Source organism: Myxococcus vastator, assembly GCF_010894475.1.
GTDB lineage: Bacteria > Myxococcota > Myxococcia > Myxococcales > Myxococcaceae > Myxococcus > Myxococcus vastator.
Window position 1 is genome coordinate 1 of record NZ_JAAIYB010000031.1, and the last position, 20,401, is coordinate 20,401.

Annotated in this window: 19 protein-coding genes and 1 tRNA gene; 15 read left to right on the forward strand and 5 right to left on the reverse strand. The window is 70.6% G+C overall.

Features of this window, described 5'->3' with window-relative positions:
* Positions 1 to 65: 65 nt before the first annotated feature.
* Positions 66 to 1,457 (reverse strand): dihydrolipoyl dehydrogenase family protein, encoded by a 1,392-nt coding sequence (locus G4D87_RS05145; protein ID WP_163779541.1) that lies wholly within the window; start codon positions 1,455 to 1,457, stop codon positions 66 to 68.
* 501 nt (positions 1,458 to 1,958) lie between these two features.
* Here G4D87_RS05145 and G4D87_RS05150 point away from each other — a divergent pair.
* The 7 genes from G4D87_RS05150 (at position 1,959) to G4D87_RS05180 (ending at position 6,724) form a co-directional block, all read left to right on the forward strand.
* Positions 1,959 to 2,336, forward strand: coding sequence for a ribosome-binding factor A (locus tag G4D87_RS05150; RefSeq protein WP_163779543.1), 378 nt, complete (start codon positions 1,959 to 1,961; stop codon positions 2,334 to 2,336).
* Complete coding sequence (locus tag G4D87_RS05155) at positions 2,333 to 3,490, forward strand: RtcB family protein (RefSeq protein ID WP_163779545.1); 1,158 nt, start codon at positions 2,333 to 2,335, stop codon at positions 3,488 to 3,490. Before G4D87_RS05150 ends, G4D87_RS05155 begins: the two co-directional genes overlap by 4 nt.
* A gap of 207 nt (positions 3,491 to 3,697) precedes the next feature.
* Positions 3,698 to 3,771 (forward strand) — tRNA-Gln (locus G4D87_RS05160).
* A 61-nt stretch (positions 3,772 to 3,832) separates the two neighbouring features.
* Entirely contained in the window at positions 3,833 to 4,360 is a 528-nt protein-coding gene (locus G4D87_RS05165; RefSeq protein WP_163779596.1) for a non-proteolytic archaemetzincin-like protein, read from the forward strand.
* Between the two features lie 90 nt (positions 4,361 to 4,450).
* Complete coding sequence (locus G4D87_RS05170) at positions 4,451 to 5,416, forward strand: TolB family protein (RefSeq protein ID WP_163779547.1); 966 nt, start codon at positions 4,451 to 4,453, stop codon at positions 5,414 to 5,416.
* A 132-nt stretch (positions 5,417 to 5,548) separates the two neighbouring features.
* A complete protein-coding gene (locus tag G4D87_RS05175) occupies positions 5,549 to 6,073 on the forward strand; it encodes a DUF6484 domain-containing protein (RefSeq protein ID WP_163779549.1) in 525 nt (174 codons plus the stop codon).
* Positions 6,074 to 6,253: 180 nt separating this feature from the next.
* Positions 6,254 to 6,724 carry an ankyrin repeat domain-containing protein gene (locus tag G4D87_RS05180; RefSeq protein WP_205507426.1) on the forward strand — a complete coding sequence of 157 codons (471 nt, stop codon included), beginning with the start codon at positions 6,254 to 6,256 and terminating at the stop codon, positions 6,722 to 6,724.
* Between the two features lie 94 nt (positions 6,725 to 6,818).
* Here G4D87_RS05180 and G4D87_RS05185 read toward each other — a convergent pair whose 3' ends face one another.
* Positions 6,819 to 9,026 carry a (Fe-S)-binding protein gene (locus tag G4D87_RS05185; protein ID WP_163779553.1) on the reverse strand — a complete coding sequence of 736 codons (2,208 nt, stop codon included), beginning with the start codon at positions 9,024 to 9,026 and terminating at the stop codon, positions 6,819 to 6,821.
* A gap of 517 nt (positions 9,027 to 9,543) precedes the next feature.
* On the opposite strand from G4D87_RS05185, the gene G4D87_RS38830 reads away from it, so the two are divergent.
* The 5 genes from G4D87_RS38830 (at position 9,544) to G4D87_RS05205 (ending at position 14,725) form a co-directional block, all read left to right on the forward strand.
* Positions 9,544 to 9,705, forward strand: coding sequence for a hypothetical protein (locus tag G4D87_RS38830; protein ID WP_205507427.1), 162 nt, complete (start codon positions 9,544 to 9,546; stop codon positions 9,703 to 9,705).
* Between the two features lie 265 nt (positions 9,706 to 9,970).
* Positions 9,971 to 11,224: a vWA domain-containing protein gene (locus G4D87_RS05190; protein ID WP_205507428.1), complete on the forward strand. Its 1,254-nt coding sequence runs from the start codon at positions 9,971 to 9,973 to the stop codon at positions 11,222 to 11,224.
* A gap of 199 nt (positions 11,225 to 11,423) precedes the next feature.
* Positions 11,424 to 13,748 (forward strand): protein-disulfide reductase DsbD family protein, encoded by a 2,325-nt coding sequence (locus tag G4D87_RS05195; RefSeq protein WP_163779557.1) that lies wholly within the window; start codon positions 11,424 to 11,426, stop codon positions 13,746 to 13,748.
* Positions 13,749 to 13,794: 46 nt separating this feature from the next.
* Complete coding sequence (locus tag G4D87_RS05200; protein WP_163779558.1) at positions 13,795 to 14,376, forward strand: thioredoxin family protein; 582 nt, start codon at positions 13,795 to 13,797, stop codon at positions 14,374 to 14,376.
* 112 nt (positions 14,377 to 14,488) lie between these two features.
* Complete coding sequence (locus G4D87_RS05205) at positions 14,489 to 14,725, forward strand: hypothetical protein (RefSeq protein ID WP_163779560.1); 237 nt, start codon at positions 14,489 to 14,491, stop codon at positions 14,723 to 14,725.
* Between the two features lie 99 nt (positions 14,726 to 14,824).
* Here the strand turns inward: G4D87_RS05205 and G4D87_RS05210 are convergent, their stop codons facing one another.
* On the reverse strand, positions 14,825 to 16,264 hold the full coding sequence (locus tag G4D87_RS05210; RefSeq protein ID WP_163779562.1) for an MFS transporter: 1,440 nt from the start codon (positions 16,262 to 16,264) through the stop codon (positions 14,825 to 14,827).
* A 166-nt stretch (positions 16,265 to 16,430) separates the two neighbouring features.
* Between G4D87_RS05210 and G4D87_RS05215 the strand changes: the two genes are divergently transcribed.
* Together G4D87_RS05215 and G4D87_RS05220 are read left to right on the forward strand one after the other, a co-directional pair.
* Entirely contained in the window at positions 16,431 to 16,724 is a 294-nt protein-coding gene (locus G4D87_RS05215; RefSeq protein ID WP_163779564.1) for a UBP-type zinc finger domain-containing protein, read from the forward strand.
* A 72-nt stretch (positions 16,725 to 16,796) separates the two neighbouring features.
* Positions 16,797 to 17,099 (forward strand): hypothetical protein, encoded by a 303-nt coding sequence (locus G4D87_RS05220; RefSeq protein WP_163779566.1) that lies wholly within the window; start codon positions 16,797 to 16,799, stop codon positions 17,097 to 17,099.
* A gap of 47 nt (positions 17,100 to 17,146) precedes the next feature.
* Here the strand turns inward: G4D87_RS05220 and G4D87_RS05225 are convergent, their stop codons facing one another.
* Positions 17,147 to 18,037, reverse strand: a complete 891-nt coding sequence (locus G4D87_RS05225; protein WP_240358025.1) for an HNH endonuclease — start codon at positions 18,035 to 18,037, stop codon at positions 17,147 to 17,149.
* Positions 18,038 to 18,261: 224 nt separating this feature from the next.
* On the opposite strand from G4D87_RS05225, the gene G4D87_RS05230 reads away from it, so the two are divergent.
* Positions 18,262 to 18,798: a pyridoxamine 5'-phosphate oxidase family protein gene (locus G4D87_RS05230; RefSeq protein ID WP_163779569.1), complete on the forward strand. Its 537-nt coding sequence runs from the start codon at positions 18,262 to 18,264 to the stop codon at positions 18,796 to 18,798.
* A gap of 749 nt (positions 18,799 to 19,547) precedes the next feature.
* On the opposite strand, the gene G4D87_RS05235 is transcribed toward G4D87_RS05230, so the two are convergent.
* Positions 19,548 to 20,396 carry an ROK family protein gene (locus G4D87_RS05235; RefSeq protein ID WP_240358026.1) on the reverse strand — a complete coding sequence of 283 codons (849 nt, stop codon included), beginning with the start codon at positions 20,394 to 20,396 and terminating at the stop codon, positions 19,548 to 19,550.
* Positions 20,397 to 20,401: the final 5 nt, after the last annotated feature.

Here is a 20,401-nt window from a genome sequence, read left to right on the forward strand (position 1 = left end):
GGGTGGGGTGGGCAGCGGCACCATTCCACGCCCGCCCCCGCACACGCAACGGAGGCACCGGCGCGTTACAGACCGTACGCTTCCAGCAGCTTCAACCACACCTCGCTCATGGTGGGAAACGACGGCACCGCGTGCCACAACGTATCGAGCGGCACCTCCCCCGCCACGGCGATGGTGGCCGCGTGAAGCATCTCCCCCACCTCCGGCCCGGTGAACGTGGCGCCCACCAGCACCCGGCGCTGCTCGTCCACCACCCACTTCACGGTGCCGGTGAGGCCCTTGCCCAAAAGCGACGTGCCGGACACGTCCTGGAGCTGCTTCTCCACCGTGCGCACCGGCAGCCCGGCCTCGCGCGCCTTGGCCTCGGTGAGGCCCACGCTGGCCACCTGCGGGTGCGTGAAGACAACTTGCGGGGTGGCCTTCGCGTCCGCCCAGGCCCTCGCCTGCTTGCCCGCGATGACGTCGCCCACCATGCGGGCCTGGTACTTGCCCATGTGGGTGAGGAGGTTGCGGCCATTGGCGTCGCCGCACGCGTAGAGCCAGCCGCCGTCCACGCCCTTCGCGCGGAGCTGGTCATCCACCTCCACCGGCTTGCCGCCCTCGAGCCCCACCGTCTCCAGCCCGATTCCCTCCGTGCGGGGCACGCGGCCCATGGCCACCAGGATTTCGTCCGCGACGACCTGCTCGTCATTGGCCAGCGTCACCGTCACCTCGCCCTTGCCGCCGGGCCGCTGGACGCGCTTCGCGGTCATCCCCAGCAGCACGCGCGCGCCGGAGTCCCGCAGCGCCTGGGCCACCTGCGCTCCGGCGAAGGGCTCCGCGCGGGACAGCAGGCCCTTTCCGCGCTGCACCAGCGTCACCTCGGAGCCCAGGGAGCGCCACGCCTGGGCCAGCTCCACCGCGACGGCGCCGCCGCCCAGCACCACCAGCCGCTTGGGCACCTGCCTGGCCGCCGTGCCCTGGCGGTTGTCCCAGGGCTGGGCGTCCTTCAGCCCCGGGATGTCCGGGATGCGCGGCCGGCTCCCGGTGGCCAGCACCACGGCCTTGCGGGCCTCCAGCTCCCGCACGGCGCCGTCCTTGCTCTCCACGCGCACCTTGCGCGGGCCGGTGAGCTTGCCGGTGCCCCGCACCACCTTCAGCTTCGCGTCCTCGGCCCACTTCACCTGGGAGTCGTCCTGGTAGTGGCTGACCATCGAATCCCGGTGGTCCAGCACCGCGCGCGCGTCGATGCCCGCCTGGAGCTTCTCGCGTACGCCGGCGGCATGCTCCGCCAGCCACCGGACTTCCCCCGGGCGCAGCAAGGCCTTGCTGGGGATGCAGGCCCAGTACGAGCACTCGCCGCCGAGCAGCTCGTGCTCCACCAGCGCCACCGACAGCCCGGCCTCCGCGGCACGCGCGCCAGCGACCTCCCCCGCGGGGCCCGCCCCAATCACCACCACGTCGAACGCTTCCGCCATGTGCCTTCACCTCGTGCCCACTGCGTAGCGCGTCAGCGGGCCAGGCCCACGGCCGCGTTGAGACGCACGTCCGCTGCTGGAAAGTGAGGGTGGTCACCCGTCGACATCGGACACAGGGCCTGGGCCCGAGGGGTGGCTGGCTGTCAGGTCTGCCCGCGTCCTGCCGTCCCGGGCTGTCGCTTGACGTGGGCAGGAGGGCGGTCACATCTTGTCTGCGCAGCATCACGGTCCGCGCGGGAGTCACGCACGCGGCGGGAGGTGTGCCATGGGACGTGTCTTGAATGGAGTCTCGGGTCGCTCCGCGCTGAACGTGCTGAACCGGGTGGGCCGCCTCCCTCGCTGAGCGGGACGGAGCGCGCTTCCAGAGCCTTGGATTCGGCGGGTGCGCGGAGCCTTTGCCTCCGTGCAATGGGCCGGCGTGTGTCTCGTGCGTCGCTGACGGCTTGAAGCCGGCAGCGCACGAGGGACACGCGCGGCCTTCTGGGAACCGTTCGTCCTCTCATGTCCTCTTCCAGGAATCGCCGTACCTCGTCATCGCGCCATCTGCGCGTGCAGTCCCACCTGTCCCAAGAAGTCTCCCGCACCTTCCGGGGTGAGCTGTCCGACCCGAGGCTCGAAGGCGTCGCGCTGACGTCCTTCGAGCTGTCGACGGACGGCCGCCTCGTTCGCATCGGCTACACCGTCACGCCCGAAGCCGCGGCCGGCGGCCTTCGTCCCCTGCAGACGGCGCTCGAAGGCGCCAGCGGCTACCTGCGCTCACAGCTCGCGGAGCACCTGGACCTCAAGCGCGTGCCGCAGCTTCGCTTCATCTACATCGGCGTCTCGTACATCGGCGTCTCGGAGCACACGCCCGGGGCGGCGGAGGAGGGCGAGTCATGATGCCCCGTCTCCTTCCGCCCGCTCCGGGATGCAGGCCCATCCTCGTCTGGGCCCGCGCGCTGCCGCCCGGCGCGGAGAAGCAGCTGCGGTACATCGCCGCCCAGCCCTATGTCGTGGAGCACGTGGCCGCCATGCCGGACCTCCACGTCGCCTCCGGCATCGCCGTGGGCACCGTCTTCGCCACCGAGCACCACGTCGTGCCCGGGGCGCTCGGCGGAGACCTGGGCTGCGGCGTGAGTGCCTGGCGTTTCCCTCTCACCTCGGGCCTTCCCGGGCGGGACGTGCTGGAGCGCGTGCTGTCTCAACTGGCAGAGCGCATCCCCGTGGGTGACGCCGTCCACCGGGGCCGAGGGCAGCCCTTGCCCTCGGCGCTGGCGTCACCGCCGCTGTCCACCCAGAAGCTGCGCCATGCCTGGGAGCGGCTGGCGCCCAGACACCTGGGGACGCTCGGAGGCGGCAACCACTTCCTCGAACTGGACCGGGATGCGGACGGGGCCCTCTGGCTGCTGCTGCACACCGGCTCGCGGGGCGTCGGCGCGGCCATCGCGGACCACCACGGGCGGGTGGCGCGGGCGCTCGGGGACGGCGGCCTTCCGGGCCTGAGCATCCACACCGCCGAGGGCGCCGCCTGCCTCGCCGACACGCAGTGGGCCTGCCGCTTCGCGCTCGCCAACCGGGAGGCCATCGCCGCGCGCGCGTTGGACGTCCTGGAGGAGGCCCTGGGCGTGGCCGTCGACACCCCGTCGGTCGTGGACGTGCACCACAACCACGTCGCTCAAGAGGAACACGGGGGCCGCATGCTGTGGGTCCACCGCAAGGGCGCGGTGGGGCTCCAGGCGGGCCAGCGCGGGCTCATCCCCGGCTCCATGGGCACGGCGTCCTACGTCGTGGAGGGACTGGGTGAGCCGCGTGCCTTCCGCTCCTGCTCACACGGGGCGGGCCGCGTCCTCACCCGCTCGGAGGCCCGGGCGCGCCTCTGTCCGGCGGCGCTGGAGCACGTGCTGCGGCGCGTGGTGTACGACAAGGGGCGCATCGCCACGCTGGTGGAGGAGGCCCCCGCCGCCTACCGCGACATCACCGAGGTGCTGGAGGACGAGGCCGACCTCGTCCGGCCGCTCCTGCGCCTCACGCCGCTCGCCGTCCTCAAGGGCTGACCCAGGACAGGCCGCCCCTGGCGAGCGCCCGGGGGCGGCTTTACTCCAGGTGTAAAGAGAGAGCGACAATGCGCCCGGCTCCGGCGGCCCTTGGGGCCCGGGCGAGGGGTCCAGTGGCTGACATTGCAGGGAACCGCTTCAGGGGAGTTCCCCGCACCCGTCGGGATGCCGTACACTCGGACACCAGAAGTACACGTGAGAACCTGCTGGGGCGTCGTCTAATGGCAGGACATCAGACTTTGACTCTGAGTATCAAGGTTCGAATCCTTGCGCCCCAGCCACTCCGCTCCGGGGGGACGCGGTAGCCATGCGTCCGCCCCGTGCATGAAGGACGGTGGGCCGATGCCGCAGAAGACACTCCTTCTGGTCTCCGTGGGTAGCCCGCCTGTCTCGCTGTTGAGGGACTTGCAGGATCCGCTGGCGGCGCAAATGGGTGTCGCGGCCGTGGTGGCGAAGACGGTCTTGACGACGCCCGCCTACGCCTTCAACAAGGACCGCGGCCAGTACCACTGCAACGCCATCATGCGGCGGCTGACGCCCATGCTGGAGCCCGGCCAGTTCGCTGTGTTGGGCATCTCCGACGTGGACCTCTTCGTCCCGGACTCACCCTTCGTCTTCGGGGAAGCGGACCGCGAATCGAAGACGGCGGTGATGAGCCTCCACCGCCTGGCCCAGGGGGTCGCCAGCGATACGCTGCGGCGCCGCGCGCAGGTGGAGGTGGTGCACCAGGCGGGACACCTGCTCGGGCTGTCCTACTGCGAGGACCCGCGGTGCGTGATGTTCTTCGCGCAGACGCCGCAGGACTGCGACCGCAAGCAGCTGTCGCTCTGCAACCTCTGCCGCAACGAGCTCCAGAAGCTCAACCGCTGACCTTGACGGTGCGTTGAATCACCCGTGGCGCGTTGACGTCAGTCCCGGTGCGCTCTGTAGTACGGGGCTCTCTATCGGCCGGGAAGCGGAGTGACGACGATGACGGGCAAGCGGAGGTTCCTCGGAGCGGTATTGGCGGTGGGGATGCTGGGGGGCTGCGAGCCCCTGGACGACGGCGGCGGCGGCGGCATCGGGGACGTCCCTTTCACCCGCGGCTTCGCCTTCGTGCGCGAGGACGACCGCAACGTCTTCGTGGTGGACGACAGCGGCGACGCCAACAGCCCGCAGCGGCTGACCAGCGTGGGCGGCGCCTACTGGCCTTCGGTGTCGCGTGACGGCCGCAGCGTGGTGTTCGTCCAGCGCAGCGGAGGCTCCACCTCGCTGCTGACGGTGCCCACCTCGGGCGGCACGACGTCCACGCTGTTCCGGGCGAATGACTCGGCGTGCGCGCGCGGCTGCTCCAACTTCCGCACGCCCACCTTCAGCCCGGACGGGCGCAGCGTCGTCTTCGTCTTCTCGCCCGGCAACAGCTCCCAGACGGCGCTGGCGCGCATCAACACGGACGGCAGCGGCTTCCAGGAGCTCACGCCCAACAACGTCATCGCCTACGGCGCGCCGTCCTTCGTGCCCAACGGGAGCGCGGTGCTGGCGGGCGCGGGCAGCGGGCTGAACCAGCTCGACCAGCTCGCGCACGTGCCGCTCAACGGCGGCACCATCACCTACTCCTCCCTGAGCGCGGGCGTGCAGTTCGTGGAGAACCGCGTGGCGGTGTCTCCGAACGGCTCCCAGGTGGCGCTGGATGGGCGCCTGTCCTCCGGTGGAACGCGCATCTTCGTGGGACAGCTGTCGGGCTCGAACGTGGGGGCGCTCCAGCGTGTCACCAGCGGTGGGGCGGGCTCGGAGGAGTCGTGGCCGAGCTGGACGGGCGCCAGCCAGCTGGGCTTCCTCATCAGCGCTGGCGGGAGCGACCCGGGCATCTACCGCGCGAACCTCAGCTCGGGCGCGGTGTCGCTGGCGGTGCCCAGCGCCACGGAGCCGTCCTACGGGCCGATTTGACCCGGAGCGGCTGACCTCGGGCCCGGTGGCGTGGCGTCAGCGCCGCCCGCCGGGCATCCGAGAGGAGGCGATTCGGGCCTGATTCGCGCCGTGGGGGGCGCCTGCGGTAGCCTGACGCATGGAGATGCCGGCATGAGCGTGTCACCCGACAGCAAGTCCCTTGCCTCTGGCGCGCCGTCCCAGGAGCCCATTCTAGGGAGCCGGGCCGGCAACCTGGTGGGCGTCGATGCCAGCGGCGCGGTGCTCGTGGACTTCCCGGGGAACACCTCGGGTCCGGTGGCCGCGCGGCTCGCCGTCGTCGTGGAGCCGAAGGCGCTCCAGGCCGCCGTCGCCCAGCGGCAGAAGGTGGTGCTCCTCTTCGAGAGCGGAGACCCGCGTCTGCCCTTCGTCATGGGGCTCATCCAGGAGCCCAGCGCGACGCCGCTGCTGGATGCGTTGCTGGAGTCGCCACCCCCGGCGGCCGCGCCGCGGCCCACGGAGGCCCATGTCGACGGCAAGCGCGTCGTCATCGAGGGCCAGGACGAAGTCGTCCTCAAGTGCGGCGAGGCCAGCATCACCTTGCGCCGCAACGGCAAGGTCATCGTGAAGGGCACCTCCCTGGAGTCGCGCGCCTCCGGCACCCACCGCATCAAGGGTGGCACGGTCGAAATCAACTGACCCTCCGGGCGTAAGGCGACGTGCGTGGACGCCACGCCCCACACGACGCGGCAGGGGCCGCCGACGGGCGGGGTGTCGCTGTGTCCCTGCCGAGCGCCGTGTTGTGAAGGCGCCGAGCGTCCTGGGGGCAACTGGCGTCCCGATGCCCGAGGCGCGATGCTGCCGCGCGGAGGTCTGACGATGTCCCTCTTCGATGCCGTGCTGGCGGGCGACCTTGACGCCGTGGAGTCCCACCTGTCCGCCGGCGCGGACCCGAACCCCTTCGACGCGGAGGGCCGCACGCCGCTGATGGCCGCGGCCCGCGCGGGACGGGCGGACCTGGTGCAGCGCCTCCTGGAGGCGGGGGCCGACCCCGAGCTGACGGACCGCATCGGCGAGTCCGCGCTCATCATGGCCGCCGCGCACGGGCACACCGAGGTCTGCCAGTGGCTGATGCCTCACGCGCGCGCGGATGACCAGGACCTGGCTCGCACGCTGCTCTCCGGCCTGGGCATCACCGACCTGCGCCTGGACGCGCCGCCTCCGCCGGACAACAGCTTCCGCCGCAAGCTCGCCTCCGCGGGGGCGTATGTCTCCGGCAAGCTGGGCGACGACGGCGCCACCCAGCGGCTGGCGCGCGTCCTGCGCTCGGAGAAGCAGCGCAAGCCTTAGAAACGGCGAAGGCCCGGGGCTTCGCGGTGGAAGCCTCCGGGCCCTCGGGTGAAGCGAAGCGGGCGGGCCCTTCAGCGGGCCCGCCGCGCTGGCACTACTCCGGCTTGGCGCTCACCGTGGCGCTGGGGGCCACGGTGCCCACCGCGCCGCTCTTGGTCTCCAGCGCGTCGGCCACCAGCTCGGTGATGTCCTTGATTTTGATGTTCCCCTCGCGGCCGGTGTCGTTCACCGCGTCGGAGAGCATCGTGGAGCAGAACGGGCACGCCACCGCGACGATGCCGCTGCCGCCCTGCTCCTTGTAGTCGCCCACCTGGCCCGGCTTCTTCTTGTCCGCGGCGTTGGGGAAGGGCGTGTTCGGGTCCTCGGCGTGCTTCAGCGTCAGCGCGGCCTCGTTCAACCGGTTGTGGTTGATGCGCGTGCCAATGTGCTCCTCCATCCACATCCGGCCGCCGCCGGCGCCGCAGCAGAAGCCCTCGCGCTTGCTGCGCTGCATCTCCACCACCTCGAGCCCGGGGATGCTGTTCAGCACCTCGCGGGGGGCGTCATAGACGCCGTTGTGGCGGCCCAGGTAGCAGGGGTCGTGGTAGGTGAGCTTGCTGTTCATCACCGCGGAGAGCCGGATGCGCTTCTCCTTCAGCAGCTCGTTGATGAGCTGCGTGTGGTTGATGACGCGGTACTCGCCGCCGAACTCCGGGTACTCGTTCTTGATGGTGTTGAAGCAGTGCGGGCACTGGGTGATGACGGCCTTCACGCCCATCGAGTTCCACGACTCGACGTTCGTCTTCGCCATCGTCTGGAACAGGTACTCGTTGCCCATGCGGCGCGCGGAGTCGCCGTTGCACATCTCCTGCTTCGACAGCGTGGCGAAGCTCACGCCCGCCTCGCGCAGAATCTTCACCAGCGCGCGGCTGACCTTCTTCTGCTTGTCGTCGTAGCTGCCCGCGCAGCCCACGAAGAAGAGGTACTCGTAGGGGCCGCCGTCGTCACCCCACGTGGGCAGCGCCAGGTCCTCCGCCCACTCGTCGCGCCGGTCCTGGCCCAGGCCCCAGGGGTTGCCCTGGCGCTCGATGCCCTCGAACACGCGCTGGATTTCGGGCGGGAACTCCGCCTTCACCTGCACCTGGTAGCGGCGCATGTCGATGAGGCGCGGCACGTTCTCGATGAACACCGGGCAGGCCTGCTCGCACCAGCCGCAGCTCGTGCACGCCCACACCGTCTCCGCGGACAGCGCGCTGCCGACGATTTCGGGCAGCGGCTCCTTCACCTTGTTGGGGCCGTAGCCTTCCTCCACCCACTGCTCGTTGTCCCAGATCCAATGCTTCAGGTCCTGGTTGACGCCCTTGTGGGTCAGCGGCTTGCCGGTGATGTACGTCGGACAGTGCGTCTGGCAGCGGCCACACTCCGTACAGGAGTAGAGGTCCATGCCCTGCTTCCACGTCAGGTCCTTCACCGTGGCCGTGCCGAACTCCTCCTTCTCCAGGTCCGGCGTGGGCAGCTTGCCGGTGGAGTGCGTGCGCTGGAAGAAGACGGTGGGCAGGCCGGTGATGATGTGGAAGTGCTTGCCGATGGGCAGGAAGTTCAGGAACGCCAGGATGATGACCAGGTGAGTCCAGAAGCCGGCCACGCCCAGCACGTGCGCGGCGGTGGCGCCCAGCGGCATCATCGCCAGGCCCGTCAGGCTGGTGAACGGCTCCCACCACACCAACGCGGCGGCGGACTCCGGCACCTGCGTGGCGCCCACCTGCGTCTGCGCGGCGTGCGCGGCCACCATGTGGCTGCCGCCGAACAGGAACTCGGAAATCATCAGCCCGCCGATGAAGCACAGGATGAGGTACGCCTCCCACGACGGCGTCAGGCGGTCCGGCTTCACCTTCCAGCGGACCCAGATGTAGTAGGCCACGCCCAGCAGGGCCAGCGCGGCGACCACGTCCTTGGCCAGCAGGTAGACCTTGTAGAGGAAGAGCAGCGCGGACTGCTCCGCCCAGAAGGGGTGGCCCAGGTCCGTCAGCACCTCCAGCGCCGTGGTCGAAAACCCCATGGCGAAGAGCATGACGGTGCGCAGGGCCAGCACCATGAAGGCCGCGTAGATGAGCACGTGGAACAGGCCCGGCGTGAACTCCTCCGGATCCACCAGTCGCTTCTGGCCAAGGCCGAAGCGCACCAGCTGCGCCACGCGGAAGGGGATGTTGTCGAGCCGGTTCTCCTTCTTCATCGCGAGCAGGACGCCCACGCGACCGGACATGGTCATCACGAAGATGGGAACGGCGAGGGCTAGCAACAGGCCGGTGATGATGGGACTCATGGGACTCTGAGGACCTCTGGGGCGCGGCGGATGGGCCCGGGCTGCCGCGTCGCGGCAATTCTTGAGTGCACTTCAACCCTAACAGGGGTGATTCGCGAATCAAGCGCCCTGCTGCCCCACGTGTCCTTCAATGGAGAACGCGGCCTGGGTCCGCCGGAGAGTGAGCGGCCATCGCACGGATTTACCAGGGACGGACGGCCGCCAGGGGCTCCTTGAAAATGCCTGGGCGTCAACCGCTGTGGGATTCCTTCTCTGGGACTCAGGGCTTACCTTGTGCGATTGCCACGGGCACTGTCCGACGCTTGACTGTTCGTAACCAGCTGTAAATACGAACACGCCTTGCTGGAGAGCAGGCAGGTAGGCAGACGGTCTACACGGGCCCCAGAACTTTGAGACCCCAAGGGCTTTACAACGCGGGGCGACATCCCCAACATGATCGGTAAATCGGTCAACGATTGTTGGAGCGGGTCTCGCATGGGGTGAGCCCGGGTCGACCGAAGCTGCAGAGGAGCCGACAATGGTTCACGATGACACCACGTACATGGACGATGAAGGTTTGCCTTATGTGGATCCGCGGCAGGACGGTGACGCGGAGGCTTCGGGGGCCGACGAGGGCGCGCCCGGCCGCCGCTGGGGCTACGCCGAGGAGTCGTGGGGCGGCTGGGCTGCGGCCGAGTAATTCGCGGCCCCCGCGGCCGGTGGACGCGCGGGGGCACCAGCGGTAACCGGGGCAACCGATGCCCGCGTGGCGGCTCCCTCAGGGTGAGCCCCCGGGCCCCCTTGCTCCAAAGCACGACTCCCGACATTCTCAGACCCCGCAGCCTGCTCGTGAGCGTCCCCCGCTCCCGTGCGTTGTGGCCCATGAGACTTCCGGCACCGGGGGCAGTCCGCTCCCGCAGATTGATTCGCGGCACAATGCCTCGTGCGACCACGGGGGAGTACGTATGAAGCAGACGGCCTGGGCAGTGGAGCGTGACGCCGAGCAGGGCCGCGAGGTGCTCCTCCTCGTCACCCTGGAAGCCGACGCCGATGCCCCCCGCGCGCCCGTGGCCATCAACCTGGCCTTGGACCGCAGCGCCTCCATGCGGGGCGTGCCGCTGCTCGCCGCCGTGCAGGCCGCCCAGGCGCTCGTCGAGCGCGCCAGCCCGCGTGACTACCTGGGCCTGCTCACCTTCGACGCCGAGCCCGAGCAGGTGCTCCCCATGCGCGCCATGGACGCCAGCGCCCGGGCGCAGCTCCTCAAGGTGCTCGCGCGCCTGGAGTCCGGCGAGGGGACCGCCCTGCACGAGGCCGTGGAGCGCGCCTCGGAGTCCGCCCGCCGCGTGCTCGTGCCCGGCGCCCGGCCCCAGGTGCTGATGCTCACCGACGGCGAGCCCTCCGTGGGCCCGTCGCAGCTCGCCGAGTTCAAGACCCAGGGCGCCCGCATCGCCGAGTCCGGCGTCATGCTCCACGCGCTGGGGCTGGGCCGCCACTACCTGCCCGACGTCCTGGAGGCCCTCACCAGCCCCTCCGGCACCGGCTTCGTGCACGTGGATGACCCGGAAGGGTTGCCCATGGCCGTGGGCCAACTGGGCGCCGAGCTCTTCGGTGAAGTCGTCTCCGACGCGCGCGTGCATGTGCTGCCCACGGGCTTCGCCGACGTCCGCTGCCGCCACCGCTATCCCTCGCGCGTGGAAGGCGACGCCATGAGCGCCACGCTGGGCGCCATCTCCCAGGCCTTCCCGCGCCGGGTCCTCTTCTCGGGCATGCTGGGGGAGGCGGAGTGGAACCTGGGCGTGTCCACGTCCTACTCCGAGCGCGGCGATACGCGGCGCATCAGCGTGCCGGTGACACGCGTGCTGCCCGACAGCGACGCGGGCCGCTTCGTGCGCGCCGTGTCCGCCGAGCTGGACCTGGTCGCCGGTGAAGCCGCCGCGTGGAAGGCCCTGGGCCGCCGTCACCAGGACGCCGCGGAGCGGGCGCTGGAGGCCGCCGACGTGGCCCTCTACAAGCTCGCGCGGCTTGGCTCCGCGGAGGTGCCCGCGCAGCGCCACGTGGAGCGGCTGGCGGACCTGCGCCGGGTGATGGAGCGCCGGGCAAACAAGCTCCCCGCGCTGGTGATGCGCCGCGCGCACTCCGAGGTCTCCCGCATCACCATGAGCCGCGTGGGCCCCACGGCGCCCGAGCCCGCGCTGCTGCCCTGGAAGACCGAGGACTGACGCCCCCGCTCGGCTGCTCCCTGTGGGTTGATGACGTTGCCTCTGTGACGCTGTAACCCTCTCCGCCCGGGCGGTCCGCCTGGGAGTGGGCGTGGCGCGTCACGCGAGGGGAATGCCCGCCTGCCCGGATGGTTCACTGTGCTCGGAGGCACGTGACTGCCGCTGGCGGGCCGGCCTCCTCTGGGTTAACGGGAATCGCATGACGCATCGGCAGTCCAAGAGGCTCGGCAGTGTTGGCGGAATCGGACTGCTGCTGGTGGCGGCCGTCGCTTGGGCGGACCTGCCCGCGTCGGCGGTGGCCTCCAGCGCGCCGGACGAAGGCGACCCTCGCATCGAGGGCGCCCTCCTGGTGGACGCCACCCAGGTGAAGCCGGGAGACTCCTTCCGCGTGGGCGTGCGCTTCCGGTTGGACCCGGGCTGGCACGTCTACTGGAAGAACCCGGGCGACTCCGGCCTGGAGACGGAAGTCGCTTGGGACACGCCCGGCGTCACCGTGGGGCCGTTGCAGTGGCCCTTCCCTCAGACGTTCCGCACGTCTGACGGCTTCATCACCACCCATGGCTATGACGGTGAGGCCATCCTCGTCGCCGACGCCAAGGCCGTGGAGGGGCCCGCCACGGGCATGGTGACGGTGTCCGCCGCCGTGGAAGCGCTGGTGTGCGAGGTGCACTGCATCCCCGCGGAGCTGATGCTGACGCGCTCCATTCCCCTGGGACCCCAGACGGTGCGCGACGCCGAGACGGCGGCCGTCCTCGACGCCGAGCTGGCCAAGGTGCCTCGTCCCGCCCAGGACAGCGGCCACGCGGCGACGCTGGCGCTGGATGCGCCCCAGCTCACCGCGGGCCAGGATTTCACGGGCACCTTCACCCTGACGGCCCCGGGCGGCGCGGCGGTGCCCGCGGTGGAAGGTGACTTTTTCGTCGCCGACCGCATCCCCGGTGTCGCGCGCGTGGGGCTGGCCTCGGACGGTCCGGGCCGCTTCAAGCTCAAGGGCAAGGCGGAGCCGGACGTGCAGGCGTCGGCGCCGGGCCTGACGGGCGTGCTGCGCCTGGGCACGGCGGCCACGGGCTACCAGTACCTCGAGGTGACGGCGCCGCTGGCCCCCATGGTGGCGGCCGGTGGCGCGGCGGGGACGCCGGCCGCGGTGAAGCCGCCGTCGGTGAAGGACAGCATCGCGGCGGTGAAGCCGGTGGGCGCCGCCATCGCCACGCCGCCCGCGGCCGAGTCGTCCATGGGCCTGGGGCTGGCGCTGGTGTTCGCCTTCTTCGGCGGCGCGCTGCTCAACCTGATGCCGTGTGTGTTCCCCGTGCTGGCGCTCAAGGCCTACGGCTTCACGCGCATGGTGCAGCAGGAGCAGGGCCGCGTCGGCGCGCATGCGGCGGCCTACGCGGGGGGCATCATCGGCACCATGCTGCTGCTGGCCGGCGGCGTGCTGGCCGTGCGCGCGGGCGGGGCGAGCGTGGGCTGGGGCTTCCAGTTCCAGGAGCCGCTCTTCGTCGCGGGTGTGTGCGCGGTGCTGGTGGCCTTCGCGCTCAACCTCTTCGGTGTCTTCAACGTGGGCCTGGACGGCACGGCGCTGGCGGGCAAGGTGGACCAGAGCCACGGCCTGATGCACAGCGCCGGCGAGGGCGTGCTGGCGGTGGTGCTGGCCACGCCGTGCTCGGCGCCGCTGCTGGGCACCGCGGTGGGCTTCGCCTTCGCGGCGGGCCCCCTGACGGTGCTGGCCGTCTTCACCGCGCTGGGCCTGGGGCTCGCGCTGCCCTTCTGCGTGCTGGTGCTGGTGCCCGGGCTGGCGAAGAAGCTGCCCAAGCCGGGCGCGTGGATGGAGCGCTTCAAGCAGGTGCTGGGCTTCGCGCTGCTGGCCACCACTGTCTGGCTGGTGTGGGTGATGGGCGGGCTGGCCGGCGTGGACGGCATGGCGCGGCTCCTGGCGTTCCTCGTCGCGGTGGGGCTCGTCACGTGGCTGTATGGCCAGGGGCAGGCGCAGGACGGCGTGCGCAAGCTGGCCACCGTGGCGGTGGCCGCGGGTGTGCTGGTGGCGTCCGGGCTGCTGACGTTGCGCTTCGAGGACGAGGAGCCCGTGGCGGCGCCTCGGCTCGGGTCCGCGGTGGTGCAGGCGCAGCCGTGGAGCTCGGACGCGGTGAACGCGGCGCTGGCGGCGGGGCAGCCGGTGTTCATCGACTTCACGGCGGACTGGTGCCTCACCTGCAAGTTCAACGAGCGCACCGTGCTGGCCACCGACGAGGTGCGCGACGCCTTCACGAAGCACCAGGTGGCCTTCTTCATCGCGGACTGGACGCGCCGGGACGCGAGCATCACCACCAAGCTGGCCGAGCACGGCCGGGCCGGCGTGCCCATGTACCTGGTGCTGAGCCCGGGCGCCCCCGACACGCCGGAGGTGCTGCCGGAGCTGCTCACGCCGGGCGTGGTGGCGGACGCCGTGAAGCGCGCGGCGGAGTGTGCACCCTCGAAGCTGGGCAGCGGGGCGAATGTCCTCTGCGCCGCGGGTTTCCCGAACCACTGAAGTCGTGCTGTCTTCCCCGAAGTCCCCAACACTCTGGAGCAACGCCATGAAGCAGGTCTTCACCGCACTCGCGCTGGGCACGTTGTTCACGGGGGCGCCCGCCCTCGCCGACGCGGAAGTAGGCAAGCCCGCGCCGACCTTCACGCTGAAGGACGAGTCCGGCAAGGAGCACACGCTGGCGCAGTACAAGGGCAAGGTCGTGGTCCTGGAGTGGACCAACCCCGAGTGCCCCTTCGTTCAGCGGCACTACAAGAACGACACGATGGCCACCACGCTGAAGGGCTTCGACGCGAAGAAGGTCGTGTGGCTGGCGGTGGACTCCACCGCGCACAACACGCCGGAGAAGTCCGCGGCGTGGAAGAAGGATGAGGGCTTCCCCTACCCGGTGCTCCAGGACGCGAGCGGCACGGTGGGCAAGTCCTACGGCGCGAAGACGACGCCGCACATGTACGTCATCGATGAGAAGGGCGTCGTCCGCTACGCGGGCGCCATTGACGATGACCCGCGCGGCAAGAACGCCAAGCCGGCCAACCACGTGAAGACGGCGGTGGACGCGGTGGTGGGTGGCCAGCAGGTCCCGGCCAGCACCACCACGCCTTACGGCTGCTCGGTGAAGTACAAGAGCTAGTGCTGGCTCGGCTGGGGGCCTTCTGCTTGAGCGGCGGGCAACGGCGCCATGGCAGGTGCCTTGCTCCGTCCAAGGGCGGTTCGGACCTTTCCCTCCGAAAGGGGAAACGACCATGGCCGACAACAAGGGCAGCCCGGTACGGGGCGACGAGCGGATGGACACGACGCGCCCGGAAGAGTTGGAGCGAGAGGCGCGGCATCAGCGTGGCCCGGTGCGAGGCGACGTGACGGACGAAGACGTGGGCGAAGACCGCATCCTCCAGAAGGGCATCGGCGGCTACGGCGCTCAGAAGGGCACCGAGCCGGCGCGTGAGGCACCTCCGCTGAGTGACGACCACGGACGCCATTGAGCGGCGAGCCTGGGGACGGTCCGCACCCCGGCAAGGCCGAGAACAAGCCAGTCCGGGGCAGAGGCGACGTCATGGGTGCTTGCTGGACCGGGCGGTGCGCTAAGGCCCGTCCGTCCCGTGCTCCTGCCGAGTGGAGGTCGTCCGCCCCGCCTCGCGAGGAATTGTGAGCAGCGAGCACAGCGCGCCCACGGCGCACAGGCCAGCGGACACCCAGAGCGCGCGCCGTGTGCCCACCAGGAAGTCCACGCTGGCGTCGCCGGCGAGGCCGCCCAGCAGCGGCAGCAGCGCCACCGCCAGCAAGCCGGCGATGCGGGCCACGGCGTTGTTCACGCCGGAGGCGATGCCCGCGTGGCGGTCCTCGACGGCGCCGAGCACCACTGCCGTGAGCGGACCGACGGTGAGCGCCAGCCCCAGCCCCAGCACCCCGATGCCGGGGAGCACGGTGCTGACGTAGTCACCTCCGCGCTGGATGCGCGTCAGGAGCGCCAGCCCCACGCCCGCGAGCAGCGGCCCCGCCGTCATCAACGGACGTGCGCCGATGTGCCCCGCGAGCCGCCCCACCGAAGGTGAGAACAGGAGCAGCATCAGCGTGATGGGGAGCAGCGCCGCGCCCGCGCCGAGCGCCGAATAGCCGAGTTGCTGCTGCAGGGCGAGCACCACCAGGAAGGTGGCGCCTCCGAGCGCGAAGTACACGACGAGCGTGGTGAGGTTCGCGCCGGAGAACGTGCGCGAGTGGAAGAGGGTGAGCGGCAGCATCGGCTCCCGCTGCCGCGCCTCCAGGACGAAGAACGCGGCCAGCAGGACGGCGCCTCCGGCCGCGGCGACGATGGCCGCCAGGGGCCAGCCATGGGCGGGGCCTTCGATGAGCGCGTAGATGAGGCCGCCCAGCCCGAGCGCCGCCGTCACCGAGCCCGCGACATCCAGCCCGCGCGCCCCTGTCTTCGGAGCGATGTCCGGCACGAACCGCAGCGCCGCCCAGGCGGTGAGCGCGGCCAGGGGCACGTTGAGGAAGAAGACGAAGCGCCATGAGCCCGCGTCCACGAGCCACCCGCCCAGCAGCGGCCCCACGGCCGTGGTGACGCCGGACAGCCCGGCCCAGGCGGACACGGCGCGCTGCCGGTCATGAGGCGGGAACGACGTGCGCAGCAAGGCGAGGCTCGCGGGCACCAGCAGCGCGGCGCCCACGCCCTGCGCCGCGCGGAATGCGGCCAGCGTCCAGGTGTTGGGCGCCAGCCCGCACAACACCGATGTGACGGTGAAGACGAGCATGCCCAGCAGGAAGACGCGGCGCTGGCCCTTCGCGTCGCCGAGCGCGCCCCCTGTGAGCACCAGGGAGCCGAGCGTGAGCAGATACGCGTCCACGGCCCATTGGAGACCGGACAGGCCCGTGTGCAGCTCGCGGCCCATGGCGGGCAGGGCGACGTTGACGGCGGTGGAGTCGAGGAACGCCATGCCGCTGCCCAGCACGCTGGCGAGCAGCACGCCCCGGCCGCGAGGACTGTCATAGGCGACGGAGGTGTCGGGGGCGGTGGTGGCCATGGGACTCTACCGTGCACCCGGGGCTCCGCGCACGCCATCCGTCACGGCAGGGTGGGGACGTGCCTCCGGTGGCTCGCCATCCTGGCTGGTGCTCACTGAAGGACCCCGCACCCAGTGCCTACGCTGTGGAGGGCGCTGGGTCGCCCCAGTCACACGGAGGTGTCACATGGAGCCGATTTGCGAGCACATCCAACAGGCCGGAGACCCGCCTCCGCGCTCGCGGGGCTGCGAGGAATGTCTGGCCATGGGAGCGAGCTGGGTGCACCTGCGTCGCTGCCTGAGCTGTGGCCATGTGGGATGTTGTGATTCCTCGCCCAACCGGCACGCGACGAAGCACTTCCAGCAGTCGGCGCATCCCGTCGTCCAGTCCTTCGAGCCGGGGGAGGAGTGGGCCTGGTGCTACGAGGACGAACTCTTCACCGAGCACCGTCCGGCGCCATCGCAAGACGCGCGGCTATGACGTGGGCAGTCATCCGCTATCATCCTCCGGGCCCGTTTCAAGCTCGTGGGAAGAAAGGCGCGGCACCGCACCATGGACGCGTGGACTCTCGAAGGCTCGCGCATCACCGACCCGGAGACGTTGAGCCGCCTGCGGGAGATGCTGGCGAACGAAAGCCCGCTCATCATCGAGCACCGCTTCTACCGGGAGACGCGCGCCCCGCACCGCTTCATCTGTGACGATGCCGACGTGCTGGACGAGTATCTCCAGGAGTCACGTCCTGGAGACTCGTTCTGGGTGTGGTCCTACAAGAGCCTCTGCCGGGGCGACAACATCCTGCTCCAGGGGAAGATGCCGGACGCGCAGGGCCGGACGCCGGGCAGCGGCGTGGCCTGAGCCAGGCCAGGAGCCTCCCCATTCAGGGAGGTCACCTCGCCTTGGGGTCAGCCTGCCTCGCGGAAGCGCTCGTAGCGCGCTTCCAGGTACTCACGGCGCGGCCGGTGGGCAGGCGCCTCCGGCAGGATGCTCAACGCCTTTCCGGCGAAGCCCTTGAGCCCGTACTCCAACGTGGGCCCGTCGCGCTCGGCGAGCAGCCGTGGCGCGATTTCGATGATGCCGTCAGGGCGGATGCCCAGCAGGTCCGTGTCGAAGGCCCCATGGTGGAGCTTGCAGAGCGAGAGGCCGTTGGAGACCTCTGGCCTGCCGCGCTCGTCCCGGTCCGGGAGGATGTGTGCCGCGTCCAGCAACTCCGGCCTGGGGAACCGGCATACCGCGCACCGCTGCGAATAGGCGCGCAGCACGTGCTGACGGAAGGCGGCTTGATGCAGCCGCTTCTTCATCTGGACCGTGGCGTAGCGACGCTCCAGGCTCAAGAGCTTCGGGTCCGCCGCGTGGAGCCCCGGCGCCAGCACCTCCGCGTCTGGCGCGGCGGAGACGACGGTGAAGCTCAGTTCGGCTGGATTGGCCTCGGAGATGTAGACAGGCCAGATGGGCCGATAGGCGCCCGGCTCGATGCCGTAGAAGTAGATGAGCGGGACATCCCATTCCATGCCCCGCACGAGGCGTCGGTTGTCGCGAGACGCAACGTCCGTGCCCTGGAACCGGTACTGGAAGCCCTCGTTCGAGCGAAGGTCGTCGTAGCGCGCCTCTCGGCCCTGGCGAGGCACGGTCGTCTTGATGGACAGCGCCGTCTCGCGCATGTGGCGAGGCCAGAAGATGCCGCGTGCGCGGTTGGCGAAGTTCAGCGTCTCGCCCTGGTACGTGAAGCCTCGGTCGATGACGTCCCAGGACAGCACCTCGCCATGCTGGCGCACCAGGTGTTGCAGTGCGTTCATGGCGGCGACCCGGATGGGCCAGTCGATGTCCTGGTTCGTCAACCCCGCCAGGCTACCAGGTCCAGGCCGGAGGCGAGGCCGTTGGGATATGGGGACTGCCCGCGCTGCGGCGACCGGCCCACCATGTGAGCGGTCCACGCGCCTCCAGCCCTGCTGCTTCCCCACGGCCCTCGCGTCCCTACGTTCTCCAGGAACTTCACGATGGCGAACGAAAGGTCAGCCCCATGGAAGAGACAGGCGAGCGCACGATGAATCAGCCGCGGGGGGCCATCCAGGGAGACCGCCGGGAGTTCGAGGAGCTGCTGAAGGGCCATGACACCGCCCTGCTCACCACCCGTGGCGCGGACGGACACTTCCACACGCGGCCCATGGCGGTGGCGAAGAAGCACAAGTCCGGCACCGTGCTCTGGTTCGCCACCTGGACGGACACGCAGAAGGTGCAGGACCTGGAGTCGGACCCGCACTGCGCGCTGGCCTTCCACGCGACGGAGGACAGCGCCACATATCTCTCCGTATCGGGCGTGGTGGAAATCGTCCGCGACCGGAGGACCATCCATGACTTGTGGGAGCCCGGCTGGAAGCCCTGGTTTCCCCAGGGCCCGGACGAGGGAGACATCGCCCTGCTGCGCTTCACGCCCGAGCACGCCGAGTACGTCCACCCCGCGGGCGGAAAGCTCAAGGTGCTCTTCAGCACCGCGAAGGCGCTGGTGACGAAGCAGCGCCCCGACATCGCGCCCAAGAAGGAACTGGACCTGCACTGATCGCGCAGCTCAAACGTGCTGAGCAATGGAGTCGCTGCGATGGGCGAACCCTCCGCGGCGTGTCGTCCGTGGGCTGCGCGAGCGCCACGCAGGGCGGAGTCACTCCCGTAGCTCGCTGTTCGGAAATGTCGGGGGTTTTGCGCCGCGAAATGTCCCGACATTTCCGAACAGCGAGCTGCCCAGGTGCGTCCCGGACCTCGGGGCGCTTCGCCTCATGGCGCAGCCCAAAAGGGCTGAGCGATGGCGTCGCCGCGGTGGGCGAGCTCTCCGGCTGCGTCGCGCGCAGAAATGGCCGCCAGGCGGGCGGGGTGCCCTGATGCAACCCGGAGCGGGTGCGCAGCCGCCCCTTGCGCAGCAGCGCCTTGGCCTTGCTTCATGCCAGCTCGATGGGGCTGAAGTCGGGACGGCAGGGTATCCACGCGTGCCAACGCCTCATCGGTGGCGGAGGGGTGCTCGGACACCGGCGCCACGGCACCTCTTCGCCCGCCGCGTCCATGTTGCGAGGCGCCCCGTTTCCACGGGGACGCGCACCGTCGCTGCCGGTTGCCTCGAAGCGAGCGAGGTAGCGGCGCACCCCGGCATCGCCGAGCATGAAGCAACGGGCGATAGCGCGCGTGCCAGGCTGTGATGAAACGTTCGCGCAGGTCGAGCGAATACGTACCGGACATGGCAGGTGGTACCTCCTCACTCAACAGACTCCGCCTGCTCGCTTCATCCGCACGCCGCTATGAGCCTGGGCGAGCGCCCGCTTACCGCCGTTCCAGCAACGCGCCACCCGGCCCGAAGCCCAGCGTGAGGCACAACACGCGTGAGTGGTTCGCCAGCCGCGAATCCCTCCGCGCGGCCTCCGTGGCCAGCTCCGCGTCATTGAGCACCAGCGCCGTACCGCCGCGGCCCTCGTTCCCCAGGGCCGCCTGGAGGATGTCCGCCACCAGCGACGCGTGGCCCTCCCAGCCGTAGGTGCAGCCCCCAGGGATGAGCGAAGCGTCCAGCGGACACGGCAGCGCGAGGCACAAGGCATCGGGAGCCTGTGCCGAGAACACGCGCAGGGCGCTCGCGATGAACGCCACCGCCGCCTGCACATGACGCCCGTCCGGAGGCCGCGCCATGCCGATGAAGTACCGGGGCAGCAGCGCCGTATCGCGCTCGAAGATGCGCGGTGCCGCTGTGTGACTCACGCACTTGATGCCCGTCTGGCCCACGTCGAGCGCGACCGGCTGCGCGGGCGCGAGCGGCGCCAGCAGGCGCAGGCCCGCCTGGGCCGGCGCGAAGAGGGGACGCTCCGCCATGTACACAGGGCAAGGAAGCGCGGTGGCGACGTGCGAGAGCATGGCGCCGAAGCCCTCCAGGCACACCAATCCGCCACTGAGCCACACGGCCTCCACCGCGTGTCGCTTCACCAGCGTGGACAGCGCCACCGCGAGCGCCGGGCCCAGCCGGCCTGCGAGCGCTGACTCAGGAACCCCCGCGCGACGGTCCGCGTCCACGCGAGGCGCCCCGAGCAACTCCCACAGCTCGCGCCCCATCACGGGCAGGTTCCACACCTCCAGCGGCGACACACCCGGCAACACCAGTCGCCACACGTCCCAGTCACGCATGCAAT

Coding starts and splice junctions, on each gene's coding strand:
- G4D87_RS05165 (WP_163779596.1), top strand. CDS start 3,833: ATGCCGCAGAAGACACTCCTTCTGGTCTCCGTGGGTAGCCCGCCTGTC.
- G4D87_RS05175 (WP_163779549.1), top strand. CDS start 5,549: ATGAGCGTGTCACCCGACAGCAAGTCCCTTGCCTCTGGCGCGCCGTCC.
- G4D87_RS05205 (WP_163779560.1), top strand. CDS start 14,489: ATGGCCGACAACAAGGGCAGCCCGGTACGGGGCGACGAGCGGATGGAC.
- G4D87_RS05230 (WP_163779569.1), top strand. CDS start 18,262: ATGGAAGAGACAGGCGAGCGCACGATGAATCAGCCGCGGGGGGCCATC.
- G4D87_RS05195 (WP_163779557.1), top strand. CDS start 11,424: ATGACGCATCGGCAGTCCAAGAGGCTCGGCAGTGTTGGCGGAATCGGA.
- G4D87_RS05220 (WP_163779566.1), top strand. CDS start 16,797: ATGGACGCGTGGACTCTCGAAGGCTCGCGCATCACCGACCCGGAGACG.
- G4D87_RS05200 (WP_163779558.1), top strand. CDS start 13,795: ATGAAGCAGGTCTTCACCGCACTCGCGCTGGGCACGTTGTTCACGGGG.
- G4D87_RS05185 (WP_163779553.1), bottom strand. CDS start 9,026: ATGAGTCCCATCATCACCGGCCTGTTGCTAGCCCTCGCCGTTCCCATC.
- G4D87_RS05150 (WP_163779543.1), top strand. CDS start 1,959: ATGTCCTCTTCCAGGAATCGCCGTACCTCGTCATCGCGCCATCTGCGC.
- G4D87_RS05190 (WP_205507428.1), top strand. CDS start 9,971: ATGAAGCAGACGGCCTGGGCAGTGGAGCGTGACGCCGAGCAGGGCCGC.
- G4D87_RS38830 (WP_205507427.1), top strand. CDS start 9,544: ATGGTTCACGATGACACCACGTACATGGACGATGAAGGTTTGCCTTAT.
- G4D87_RS05155 (WP_163779545.1), top strand. CDS start 2,333: ATGATGCCCCGTCTCCTTCCGCCCGCTCCGGGATGCAGGCCCATCCTC.
- G4D87_RS05215 (WP_163779564.1), top strand. CDS start 16,431: ATGGAGCCGATTTGCGAGCACATCCAACAGGCCGGAGACCCGCCTCCG.
- G4D87_RS05225 (WP_240358025.1), bottom strand. CDS start 18,037: ATGAACGCACTGCAACACCTGGTGCGCCAGCATGGCGAGGTGCTGTCC.
- G4D87_RS05235 (WP_240358026.1), bottom strand. CDS start 20,396: ATGCGTGACTGGGACGTGTGGCGACTGGTGTTGCCGGGTGTGTCGCCG.
- G4D87_RS05180 (WP_205507426.1), top strand. CDS start 6,254: ATGTCCCTCTTCGATGCCGTGCTGGCGGGCGACCTTGACGCCGTGGAG.
- G4D87_RS05210 (WP_163779562.1), bottom strand. CDS start 16,264: ATGGCCACCACCGCCCCCGACACCTCCGTCGCCTATGACAGTCCTCGC.
- G4D87_RS05145 (WP_163779541.1), bottom strand. CDS start 1,457: ATGGCGGAAGCGTTCGACGTGGTGGTGATTGGGGCGGGCCCCGCGGGG.